Raw genomic sequence first — 11,593 nt, forward strand, 5'->3', positions numbered from 1 at the left:
ACCGCGATTCTACATGATGTCGGCGACCTTGACTACCTCGCCGCCGGCCTCGGAGGACTTGTTCACAGCGATGGTGACGGCCAGGGTCTTGTAGCCGTCGGCGTAGTCGGAGAAGATCCCGCTGCGGTCGCCGGTCTCGACGGCATGGATGAAGGCCTGGTCCTCGCCCAGGTAGCCGTCAACCTGCTTGGTGTACTCGCCGTTGTCTTCCTTGGAGCTCCAGGTGAGCGAGTTGCCCTGCACGAGAAGGGTGAAGCCCTCGGCCATGACGCGGCAGGAGCTCTGTCCCCAGCCCTCGAGCATGCAGGTGTTGCTGATGTTGCCGACGGCGCCGTTGGCGAAGATGAGGTTTGCCGTAGCGGCATCAGCGACGTTGCAGTTCTCGACCTTCGTGTGCATGACCTGGTGGGTCCCGAAGGCCTGGACGGAGACAACCTCACCGGCAAGGTAGCGGGCCATGTCGACGATGTGCGTGGTCTGCTCGACCATCTGGCCGCCGGACTGCTCCTGCACACGCCACCACGGAGCACCGGGCAGGCTGCCCCAGAAGTTGCCCCAGATCAGGCCGAGAGTGCGGCCCTGGAGCATCTCCTTCGCCTTGATCACGTGGTCATCCCAGCGGTACTTGTAGGCGACGGCCGTCACGACGCCGCTGTCCTCGACGGCCTTCAGGATCGGCTTGGCCATTGCGCAGTCGATGGCAATGGGCTTCTCGACGAGCATGTGCAGGCCCTTGGCGCAGCAGGCCAGCTCGATGTCGCCGTGCGCGAAGGGCGGCACGCCGATGAACACCGCGTTCAGGTCTTCTGTGTCGAGCATCTTGCTGAAGTCGTCGTAGGCGTGGCCGCCGAACTTCTCGGCTGCCTTCTGGGCGCGCTCGAGCTGGACGTCGCAGAATGCAACGTTCTGCACGCCCGCGATCTGTGAGAGACGGTCCATGTGGCCCTGAGCGATGCCGCCGGTACCGATGAAACCCATGCGAACGGACATGTGAGTAGCCTCCTGTGAGTCGTATGAAAGGGCATGATGTGAACCCGCGCTACAAGGGCCGCGCGAGTGCCTCGCCCGGACTAGCCAAGGCGAATCCGCGACTGATGACGCCGCAATGCGAGCCAATTCCCTGCAGGCGTGTATCATCCCTCCCTTCGGCAGGACACTAATCGGGAACCGTCGAAGTGCGGTCTATCAGACCCTTGCCACGGACCAGGGACCGAAGGGACACCCCGATCCAGCGACCGGAGGTATCACGATGAGAATCGGCTTCTGTGGCCTCGGCCGAATGGGCATGAACATGGTGGCCCGGCTCCAGCGAGGTGGACAGGAGGTGGTGGCCTGGAACCGCTCGAAAGGCAAGAAGGACGAGCTGCTGAAGACCGGCGCAGAGTGGGCCGAGACGCTCGAAGACCTGGTGAGTGCCCTTGAGGTCCCGCGAGCGATCTGGCTCATGGTGCCCGCAGAGACGGTGGACGAGATGCTGGCGCAGCTTGTGCCTCTATGCTCGGCGGGCGACCTCCTGATCGACGGCGGCAACTCACGGCACCTGGACACCCGCAGACGTGCGCAGGAGTTGTCAGCACGGGGACTGCGCTTCGTGGATGTAGGCACGAGCGGCGGAATCTGGGGCCTCGAAGTGGGCTACTGCCTGATGATCGGTGGCGAGGAGGAAGCCTACGAGGCCCTGCTGCCTGCCTTTGAGGCCCTGGCTCCGAAGAAGGGCTACCTGCATTGCGGTCCGCAGGGCGCAGGACACTTCGCGAAGATGGTCCACAACGGCATCGAGTACGGGATGATGCAGGCGTACGCCGAAGGCTTCGAGATACTGCAGGCGGCGGACTATGGCCTTGACCTGGCCGCCCTTGCGAACCTGTGGAAGCAGGGGAGCGTCGTCCGAAGCTGGCTGCTGGAGCTGGCTGCCGGAGCCCTGGAGCGGAATGCCGCCCTGGATGACATCGCCGGCTACGTGGAGGATTCGGGCGAGGGCCGCTGGACGGTTCACGATGCCGTCGATCTTGGCGTGCCGGCTCCGGTCATCTCTCTATCCCTGTTCGCCCGCTTTGCCTCCCGCGATCCCAACAGCTTCGGCAACCGTCTCCTGGCAGCCTTGCGCCGGGAGTTCGGCGGTCATGCTACCGTGGAGGCGAAGCGCCTATGAGTCCGCTGAACGGGGGCCAGAGGACGGAGGCTGTTGAGACGACGGCCTGGACGCCCGGCGCTGCCTGTCCACGCTTCGCTGAGGTCACGGCGCTGGTGCTCTTCGGCGCGACCGGTGATCTCACGCGACGCAAGCTGATGCCCGCGATCTACTCCCTGATGGCCGACGGGCTCCTGCCCTGCGGGTTGCCAATCCTCAGTGTCGGACGGCGGGTGGCGGCGCGAGAGCAGTTGCTCGAAGAGTTCCATGAAGCTGCGGCTACCCGGTCCCGCCGCAAGCCACTCGATGAGGCTCTCTGGGCGGCCATGGCCGAGGGCATCCACTACGTCCGGGGCGAGCTTGACGATTCGGCCACCTACGCCGCGGTAAAGGAAAAGCTCGAGCAACTGGATTCCCAGGCTCCCGCGCCGATGAACCGGCTCTTCTACCTCGCAGTGCCGCCGCACTTCTTCCGGCCGGTGATCGACAACCTATCAGCGAGCGGGCTTTCGGGGCAGTCCTTTGGGCGTCACGGGTGGCCGCGGATCGTCGTCGAGAAGCCCTTCGGCAGCGACCTGGAGAGCGCGCGGGAACTCAACCGGCAGTTGCAGATGCTGTTTTCAGAGAAGCAGATCTACCGGATGGACCACTACCTGGGCAAGGAAACCGTTCAGAACCTGCTGGTCCTGCGCTTCGCGAACGCGATCTTTGAGCCGCTGTGGAACCATAGGTACATCTCGAACGTGCAGATCACCATCTCTGAGACGGTCGGACTTGAGGGGCGTGGACAGTACTTCGACCGGAGCGGCATGCTGCGCGATGTCGTCCAGAACCACATGTTCGAGCTGCTGGCGCTGACGGCGATGGAGCCGCCCGTGAGCATGGACGCGGACGCAGTCCGAGACGAGAAAACCAAGGTGCTGCGCTCCCTTCGTCCACTGACCGAGGCCGATGTGGCGCAGCGCACGGTGCGAGCCAGATATGATGCCGGCGAGGTGGAAGGGCAGCAGGTGCCCGCCTACCTTCAGGAACCTGGTGTCGCCCCGGAGTCGCAGACCGAGACCTATGCGGCGCTTCGCCTGGAAGTGGACAACTGGCGCTGGGCCGGGGTGCCCTTCCTGCTGCGTGCCGGCAAGCGCCTGAAGAGCCGGGCAACGGAGATCGTCGTGCGCTTCAGGCCTGCGCCGCATCTGGTCTTCGAGGGTCAGGAGCGGAGCATCGAGCCCAATGCCCTGGTCCTGCGCATCCAGCCCAATGAGGGTGTGTCGCTGTGCTTCGCTGCCAAGGAGCCCGGGCCGGGCCTGCACATCCAGCCGGTGCCGCTGGAGTTCCACTTCGCCGATGCCTTCAAGATCGAGCCGCCCGATGCCTACGAGCGGCTGATTCTGGACTCGCTGCTGGGCGACGGCACGCTCTTTGCCCGGGCCGATAGCATCGAGCAATCCTGGTCCCTGATGATGCCCATCCTCGAAGCCTGGCAGGCGGGCGCATCGCCGCTGGCGACCTATCCTGCCGGGAGTTGGGGACCACCGGAGGCGAAGGCGCTGATCGAACCGACCGGCGACCAGTGGCAGGAGCCCGGGCGCTGCCTCTGGGCAGCGGAGCCGGAGTCATGAGAAGAGTGGTGCGCGTCGTCTCCGACCCTGGGCCTGAAGCCCTGGCCGAGGCTGCTGCCGAGCACCTGGCTTCTTGTGCGGAGGCTGCGGTTGCGGACCGTGGGCGATTCCTGCTGGCGCTCTCGGGCGGATCGACACCCTTGCGCATGTTCGACTTGCTGGCCCGTGAGGACTGGGCCGCAAGGGTTCCCTGGGAGCGCACGTGGGTCTTGTGGGCCGACGAACGTTGTGTGCCGCCCGAGCATCCCGACAGCAACTATGGCGCAGCGCACAGGACGCTGCTGTCGCGGGTTCCCCTTGCCCCGGAGAGGGTGCTGCGAATGCGCGGTGAGGATGATCCAGCGCGAGCGGCCGACGCCTATGAGTGTGCAGTGCGGGAGTTGCTCGGGAGCAACCCACGGCTTGACCTCGTGCTCCTGGGCATGGGCGCCGACGGTCACACCGCCTCGCTGTTCCCGGGAACGGAGGCGGTGGAGGAGAGGCAGCGCTATGCTGTCGCCAACCACGTGCCGCAGTTGCAGTCCTGGCGTCTGACGCTGACTTTGGGGCTGCTCAACCGGTCGCGGAAGGTGCTATTCTTGGTGAGCGGCAGTGAGAAGGCAGGGACCCTGGCACGCGTGTTGGAACCGGGAGTCCAGGCCGAGGAGGGACCACAGCTTCTCCCGGCAGCACGAGTGCGTCCTGCCGAGGGGGAGTTGCTATGGCTTGTCGATGGGCCCGCTGCATCGGCGCTAGGGCCCCGGGGGGTAAACGGCGGCAGTCCGCCGCATCTGGAGGAAACCCATGATCTACCGACAACTTGGAACGAGTGACCTGCAAGTGCCCGCGATCGTCTTTGGTTCCTGGGCAACCGGGGGATGGTGGTGGGGCGGTACGGACGACGACCTGGCCATCGGCGCCATCCGCGCGGCCATTGACGGCGGCATCAACTGCATCGACACCGCGCCGGTCTACGGCTTCGGCCACAGCGAAGAGGTCGTTGGCCGAGCCATCAAGGGCCTGCGCGATAAGGTGCTGATTGCCACGAAGTGCGGTCTGGTCTGGAACCACATGTTCACCGACGATGACCGCAAATCCCTGTCGGTCCGCCACGTACTCAAGAAGGAAAGCATCCTCCGGGAGTGCGAGGCCAGCCTCGACCGACTGGGGACCGACCATATCGACCTGTACCAGTGCCATTGGCCGGACAGCACCACAGCCTTGAGCGAAACCATGGAGGCGCTGGTGGAGCTGATGCAGGCCGGGAAGATCCGCGCCATCGGCTTCAGCAACCACTCCGCCGAGCAACTTGAGGAGTGCCTGCACTACGGCCCGGTGCACTGCCACCAGCCCAAGTTCAGCCTCCTCAACCGCAAGAACCTGAAGGGCGTCATCAAGTGGACGAAGGAGCACAACATCGGCAGCATCGTCTACAGCCCCCTGGAGCAGGGAATCCTGACTGGGAAGGTCACCATGGACCGGGTCCTCGCGCCCGGCGATGAGAGAGCGGGGCAGTTCTGGTTCAAGCCGGAGAACCGCCGGCGCGCCCTCGAAGTCCTGGCGCGCGACATCCAGCCGATTGCCGATGGACACGGTGCGACCCTTGCCCAGGTGTGCCTCGCCTGGACCATAGCCGCACCGGGCATCGCCGCAGCCATCGTAGGAGCGCGCAACCCGGAGCAGGTTGCCGAGAACCTCAAGGCAGCCGAGTTGGTCTTGTCGGAAGACGAGAAAGCGAAGGTGCTCGCAGCCTTCGAATCCCTGGGCTAGACCCGGAAGGACGGATCCGCACCAATGCAGACGCCCATCGCACTACGTGAGCAGATGAAGCAGGGCCCCGTGCTCGGGTGCATCAACGTCATCCCGAACATACTGGTCGTCGAGGAGATGTGTGCCTCTCCCTGTGATTTCGTGTGGATCGACAACGAGCATGGTCCCCACACGATGAACGACGTCTCGGCCGCGATTGGAGTCTGTCTGGGGTACGGCAAGAACCCGATCGTGCGGGTTCCCTGCGCCGAGGACTGGGCCGTGAAGTGGGTCCTGGATCAGGGCGCGAGAGGCGTCATGTTCCCCTTCATCAACACCGGCGAGCAGGCACGCTGGGCCATTTCCGCGTGCCGCTATCCGCTCCAGGGGCACCGGGGGTTCTGCGTTGACATCGCGGCCATGCGATGGGGCGTCGATGCGGCAACCTACGTCCGACGCGCCAACGAGGAGATCGCGGTCATCCTGCAGATCGAGCACCGTGAGGCGATCCGCAACCTGGAGGACATCGTCGCCCAGGACGGCTGGGACATGCTCTTCGTGGGGCCGATGGACCTCTCGAGCAGCTACGGGAAGCTCGGACAGCTCGACGACCCCGAGGTCTCCTCGGCGATCGACCTGGCGGTCAGAAAGGCCCACGAGGCGGGCGGATTCGTCGGAACCATCGGTCTGACAACCGAGGACATGAAGCGGCGGCTTGACCAGGGCTTCGACTTCGTCGCCATGGTCTCGGATACCAGTATCCTGCAGATGGCGCTCAAGGAGCGCTGGGAGCAGCTCGGTCGACCCTGGCAGAGCAAGTAGCTCCGCCGGGCCTTGGTCACAGGGGCCGGTCGCGGTGTCTGAAGGCCACCGAGGCCGGCCCCGTTGTGTGGGGGACTTGTCCTTCCGGGTCGCTGCTCGACCTACACGAACACAAAGGCGCCTCGGGCACCGGCGGCCCTTGCATCGTGGAGCGCGGCGGTTGCCTGGCCAAAGAGCTCCGGTGAGCTGGCTCCCTCAAAGGTCCAGCCGCTGACGCCGGTGTGGCATTCGAGTTCCGAGGAGAGCTCCGGATGCTTGCGGAGTTGGCCGACCACGCGCTCGACGGCAATGAGTGCGTTCCGCTGACTCGTCATGGGCAGCAACAGGCCGAAGCGTCCGTCATCCAGGCGGCCGACGACATCCGTTCGGCGCAGGGCGCAGGTGGTGACCTCCGCAAGCGCGGTCAGCTCAGCGGTCGTGAGGTCGGTGGGACGGCGCTCGGGCGTCACGTGAATCTCCATGAGCACCAGGGCCAGCTCCATGGGGCGCTGCCGCGCGACATCGACTTCTCGCTCCACCCGGGCGATGAACTCCTCCTGCCCGTGCAGGTTCGGTATCGCGACCGGGGCCACAGGTTCCAGGGCGAGCTGTGCACAGGCGGGAATGTGGGGCGCGACAGCCAACATGATAGCCTCAACAGCCTGCCAGTCAGCACCCTTCGGGCCGCAGTCGGAGGCCTGGAGCACTCGCAGAAGGCCGCCATGGCGTCCCGCACTGCGAAGCTCGATCTCCTCCCAGCGGGCCGCGAGACGCTCCTCGGGGCTCTCCTGGCGTCCGCGCCAGCGTGCGAGGCGTCGCGGAATCCAGGTCGAAGTCAGTGCACCGACGCTGTGCTCGAGCGCTTCGCGGACGTCGGCCGTCAGGCGGTCAAGAGCCGCCTCGGACAGCGGGCGCAGTCCACACAGGTAGAGAGCATCGCCGGGTTCTGTGCAGGCCGCCAACCAGATGCCGGCACCGTAGGGAGCGCCGGCTGACTGGGCGATCTGCAGCAGGTCGGGAACTGTGGTGGCCTTTGAGAAAGCGTCGTGCAGGGGCCGCAGGTCGAGCACCGTCGGAACCTGGCCTGCGGGTGACGACAGGACTTTGGGAATCATCGGTTGACACCTCGCTGGGGTTGATCTTGTGGGCTTGCAGGGAACATCGGCGTGCTCCGGCGAGGGTGAAGAGCACGCGGCGCCTTGTTTGCGGGGCCGTTACGCAGAGGCGGCACTGGCGGTGAAAGCAGTGCCGAAGGGCGCCGAGGCCCCGGCCGGGAAGGTATTCAGGCCCGCAAGGCGAAACAGACAACAAAGGTCGCAGTGGCGAGATAGTCGGCCTCTGGGCCCGGGTGGGTCGTGCAGACTGCTGGAGGAAACAACTGAGCGTGGCCGACGAGACGATCATCTGTACAGAATGCGGCAAGGAAATGCCCGGCACGGCGCGTCTGTGTCCTGAATGTGGTGCGCCTCGCTCAAGCTCCAGTGGCAGCAGACGGCCCGGCAAGCCCAGGACCCAGCCGGGCGACGTGACCGCTGTGACCGACGCAGTGCGGTCGGTGCCGAAGGCACCGGTAGAGCGCCGGCCGTACTCCGGCGGGTCACGACGGCGGCGCCACGCTTCACGGCACTCGGACCGCCGCAGCTCAACAGCCAGCCTGGAGCAGGCGCGCAGGGGCTCCTCCGGTCGACGGCGGAGCATGCCGCCCGAGATGCAGGGCGTGGAGACGGACGAAGACGGCCGGCCCATCCTTCGCCACCTCGCACGCCGAAAGGTGTATCATTACGGGGACAGCAAGCGCCGAACCTTCGCCTACTGGCCGGAGATCCGGGCGATCCTCCTGTTCGTGGCGATCGGGCTCCTGGTCGTCCTGATGTGCCGAATGGAGGAAGCCGGGAAGCACGCCTTTTCGGGCGGGCAATCCCCTCAGGCTTCGCTCGGGCCAGGAAACTTCGCCTCTGCGCGGGTGCTGTCTCCAAAGGGTGTCGAGATAGTCAGTCCCACCAGAGCGATCGCAACCATTGCCACAAGGGAGGAACCTAGCTGTGATCAAGTCCATCAGCTACTGGTCGTTTCCGGCGTCGATGACCGTGGAGCAGCGCCTCCGAGCTGCCAAGGACCTGGGATTCCAGGGCGTCGAGCTGACGCTTGAGGCCCAGGGCGAGATCACCCCTCAGACCCCTGCCGACGATATCAGGCGCATCAAGGACCTGGCCGTAAGCCTGGGCGTCGAGACGGCCACCTTCGCGACCGGTCTTGGCTGGGCGCATCCCGCAGTGGGCTCGGATGACGCTGCAGGCGCCGCGGGCCTCGACATCGTCCGCAAGGAACTGGAGTTCGCCCAGATCCTCGGTGCCTCCACGGCCCTAATCGTTCCCTGCACCGTGACGGCGGACTTTGGCTACGAAGAGGCCTACAACCGCACCGTCGAGGTGTTCTCGGGTCCGATCGCCGACGAAGCGGCGGAGCGTGGCGTCTACATCGGCCTGGAATACGTATGGAACAAGTTCCTGCTCAGCCCCCTGGAGTTCCGGCGGGTCATCGACGAGATCAACCGCCCCTACGTGCAGGCTTACTTCGACGCGGGCAATGTCCTGGTGGCCGGTTTCCCAGACCAGTGGATCAACATCCTGGGCTCCCGGATCAAGGCTCTGCACATCAAGGACTTCAAGCTGTCCATCGGCAACATCACCGGGTTCGTGGACTTGCTCGAGGGCGACGTCCCCTGGGGCCGCGTCATGGCGTCACTGAAGGCGACCGGCTACGACGGCGCGATCACTGCTGAGATGATGCCGCCTTACGGGCACTTCCCGCTGCAACTTCTCGACGCCACGAGCCGGGCAATGGACAAGATCCTGACCCTCTAGAGCCGTGTGAGCAAGGGCGCCAGGCCGTGCAGGTCGGCGAAACCTGCCGACAAGCGCGAAACATGACGGGGGTACATGCGATGGGCCAGTACGATTACATGGTTGTTCAGAGCGCTGCCGGAGCGCGCGTCAGCATCCTCAACGAGCGGATTGAGACGATGGTCGGAGAGGGCTGGGAACCGATCCTGATGTCCGGTGACACCACGGTTAACGTGATGCTGCGTCGCCCGAAGGCTCAGCCGGCTGCCCGTCAGGTGCAGGCTGCGCAGGCGCAGAGCACAACCGCAGCGCCGGTAGCGCGTCCGGTAGCCCAACCGACTGCAGCTCCGGCGCCCGCACCAAGGCCGCCGCAGCAGTAGTCCGGTCTCCGTCGCGAACTGCTGTACCAGAAGCCGGGCCCCCGTGGCCCGGCTAGACTGGAATCACCCGGTGCTGCCGGTCAGCCCCCTTGCCCGACAGCGCCAACCACGAGAGTCTCGCGTTACAGGGAGGATGCGCTTCCGATACATGGACGAGGTACGCTTGAGACGTTTGCTGGACGAAGTTGCAGCGGGCGAGGCCACGATTGATGAGGCCGTGGCTCGACTCCGCAACCTGCCCTTTGAAGACCTAGAGTACGCCAAGGTGGACCACCACCGGGCCTTGCGCACCGGATTCCCCGAGGTCATCTTCTGCCAGAGCAAGACCTCGGAACAGATATGCGGCATCATGAAGGCGCTGGCCGCCGATACCAGTATCGTCCTTGGCACTCGAGCGGACCGTGACAAGTACGAGGCCGTGCGAGAGGTCTTCCCTGAGGCGGTCTATCATGAGGCGGCACGGATCATCCAGCTTGGCGCGCCGAAGCAGCCGGGGCAGACCGGGCCGTGCCTGGTGATCTCGGCCGGAACTTCCGACATTCCGGTGGCCGAAGAGGCCGCTGTCGTGCTGGAAGCAGCGGCCTGTGAGGTCGACCGTGTGTACGATGTCGGCGTCGCCGGGTTGCACCGCCTGCTGGAGCACCGCGACCGCATGGACGCCGCGAAGGTGATCATCGTCGTCGCCGGGATGGAAGGCGCTCTGGCGAGCGTTGTGGGCGGACTGGTTTCTCAACCGGTCATCGCCGTACCGACGAGTGTGGGCTATGGAGCCAGCTTTCAGGGCCTGGCGGCGTTGCTGTCCATGCTCAACAGCTGTGCCAGCGGAGTCGTGGTCGTGAACATCGACAACGGGTTCGGGGCCGGCTATTTCGCAGCCATGCTATGCAGACAGATGAAGTGACGGCCTACGGTCGGCGCCGTTTGCACGGCCTAAGGGTCCGCGCGGACCGGCGTCGCTGGTGGGCGGGTAGGTGATGACAATGTACCGAGGGAGCGGGCTGTATCGCGTCTGTGGTGCAGTCGTGCTGCTGGGCCTCGCGGCGTCCTCCCTGGTGTGGGCGCAGACGGCTAAGCTGGTGGTAGACGACTTCGAGAAGGGCGTGGACCGCTGGATCGCCAACGACGATCACGTGGGCCCCGGGCCGGCGACGAAATGCTCGGTCCGGTCGGCCAGTGGCGGCGCGCCCAGTGGCGGGAAGCAGTGTGGCCGGCTCGACTTCAAGGCCTCCACGACGGGCTGGGCGAGTGTCTCGACCCCGGTTGACGGTGCTGCCTGGGCGCGTGCCGGGTGCAGCACTTTGAGCCTGTGGATGCGCGGCGACGGCAAGGCGGAGCCCATCCGCGTCGTCCTGCGGGCGTACGATGCCGACACCGGCACCGAAGTCTCCTACTCTCAGGCGCTCAAGATCACCGGCACGAGTTGGGAGAAGTACAACCTGCGCTCCTTTGGCTTTGTGGACGCAGGGGGCAATGCGCTTGGTCTGGCGGACATCCGCAACCTGAAGATGCTGCAGTTCGCCCGGAGCGGCAGCTGGGGCACTTTCGAGTTGCGCGTGGATGAGATCGCCGCCGTCCCCGGACCTGCGGGTGAGGAGATCCCGCAGCCCGTGCAGCCCGAGGTCTCGCGCAGCTTCACTGTCGCGCCCGACTTCGGCTCGGAGGGTGACACAGCCCTTGCGCAGGTTGGGGTCAATCTTGGTCACCCGCCAACCGTCGTCGAGAACCTCGATCGCGAGGGCGGTGCCTGGGCCTTCGGCTTCGTGTCCGATCTTGGCCCGACGACGGTGCGGGTGCAGCTTGCCGACTACTTCGATTCCCGCAAGGAGGCCTACAATCTGGACCTCCTGAACAAGCATCTCCAGTGGATCGAAGGCTGCCGCTGCAAACCCCTCGTGTGCCTCGCGCCACCACAGGTGCCTGCCGCGGATACGGCCCGGAAGCAGCGCCTCTACAGCGTGTTTGTTTCTGCCGTCATGGATACGGCCAAGCGTGGGGCGCAGCTCAAGAGCCAGCGCTACTATGAGATCCTCGACGAGCCGCTGGTGTCCGGCGGCTTCTCGGACGTTGAGCATGTGGTGTCGGCCTACAATAGCC

The 11,593-nt window shown here is 65.4% G+C and carries 11 protein-coding genes; 9 read left to right on the forward strand and 2 right to left on the reverse strand.

What is annotated here, in order from left to right; genetic code table 11:
- Positions 1-9: 9 nt before the first annotated feature.
- Positions 10-990, reverse strand: coding sequence for a Gfo/Idh/MocA family oxidoreductase (locus tag ABFE16_07485; protein MEN6345136.1), 981 nt, complete (start codon positions 988-990; stop codon positions 10-12).
- A 259-nt stretch (positions 991-1,249) separates the two neighbouring features.
- Between ABFE16_07485 and gnd the strand changes: the two genes are divergently transcribed.
- From gnd to ABFE16_07510, 5 genes are read left to right on the forward strand one after another with little or no spacing between them, the layout of a single operon-like run.
- A complete protein-coding gene (gene gnd / locus ABFE16_07490; GenBank protein ID MEN6345137.1) occupies positions 1,250-2,152 on the forward strand; it encodes a phosphogluconate dehydrogenase (NAD(+)-dependent, decarboxylating) in 903 nt (300 codons plus the stop codon).
- Entirely contained in the window at positions 2,149-3,747 is a 1,599-nt protein-coding gene (gene zwf, locus ABFE16_07495; GenBank protein MEN6345138.1) for a glucose-6-phosphate dehydrogenase, read from the forward strand. The genes gnd and zwf overlap by 4 nt, the downstream gene beginning before the upstream one ends.
- On the forward strand, positions 3,744-4,559 hold the full coding sequence (gene pgl / locus ABFE16_07500; GenBank protein MEN6345139.1) for a 6-phosphogluconolactonase: 816 nt from the start codon (positions 3,744-3,746) through the stop codon (positions 4,557-4,559). Before zwf ends, pgl begins: the two co-directional genes overlap by 4 nt.
- Positions 4,531-5,496, forward strand: coding sequence for an aldo/keto reductase (locus ABFE16_07505; protein MEN6345140.1), 966 nt, complete (start codon positions 4,531-4,533; stop codon positions 5,494-5,496). The genes pgl and ABFE16_07505 overlap by 29 nt, the downstream gene beginning before the upstream one ends.
- A gap of 24 nt (positions 5,497-5,520) precedes the next feature.
- On the forward strand, positions 5,521-6,297 hold the full coding sequence (locus ABFE16_07510; protein MEN6345141.1) for an aldolase/citrate lyase family protein: 777 nt from the start codon (positions 5,521-5,523) through the stop codon (positions 6,295-6,297).
- 101 nt (positions 6,298-6,398) lie between these two features.
- On the opposite strand, the gene ABFE16_07515 is transcribed toward ABFE16_07510, so the two are convergent.
- Positions 6,399-7,391, reverse strand: coding sequence for a diguanylate cyclase (locus ABFE16_07515; protein ID MEN6345142.1), 993 nt, complete (start codon positions 7,389-7,391; stop codon positions 6,399-6,401).
- A gap of 927 nt (positions 7,392-8,318) precedes the next feature.
- Here ABFE16_07515 and ABFE16_07520 point away from each other — a divergent pair.
- The 4 genes from ABFE16_07520 to ABFE16_07535 all read left to right on the forward strand — a co-directional run.
- Positions 8,319-9,140 carry a sugar phosphate isomerase/epimerase family protein gene (locus ABFE16_07520; protein MEN6345143.1) on the forward strand — a complete coding sequence of 274 codons (822 nt, stop codon included), beginning with the start codon at positions 8,319-8,321 and terminating at the stop codon, positions 9,138-9,140.
- 62 nt (positions 9,141-9,202) lie between these two features.
- Complete coding sequence (locus tag ABFE16_07525; protein MEN6345144.1) at positions 9,203-9,499, forward strand: hypothetical protein; 297 nt, start codon at positions 9,203-9,205, stop codon at positions 9,497-9,499.
- A 148-nt stretch (positions 9,500-9,647) separates the two neighbouring features.
- The gene (larB, locus tag ABFE16_07530; GenBank protein ID MEN6345145.1) at positions 9,648-10,400 is read left to right on the forward strand and encodes a nickel pincer cofactor biosynthesis protein LarB; all 753 of its coding nucleotides are present in this window, start codon (positions 9,648-9,650) and stop codon (positions 10,398-10,400) included.
- A gap of 73 nt (positions 10,401-10,473) precedes the next feature.
- Positions 10,474-11,593 (forward strand): CIA30 family protein (locus ABFE16_07535; GenBank protein MEN6345146.1); only part of this gene is annotated, 1,120 nt, incomplete at its 3' end.

This window comes from Armatimonadia bacterium, from assembly GCA_039679385.1.
Classification (GTDB): Bacteria; Armatimonadota; Zipacnadia; order Zipacnadales; family JABUFB01; genus JAJFTQ01.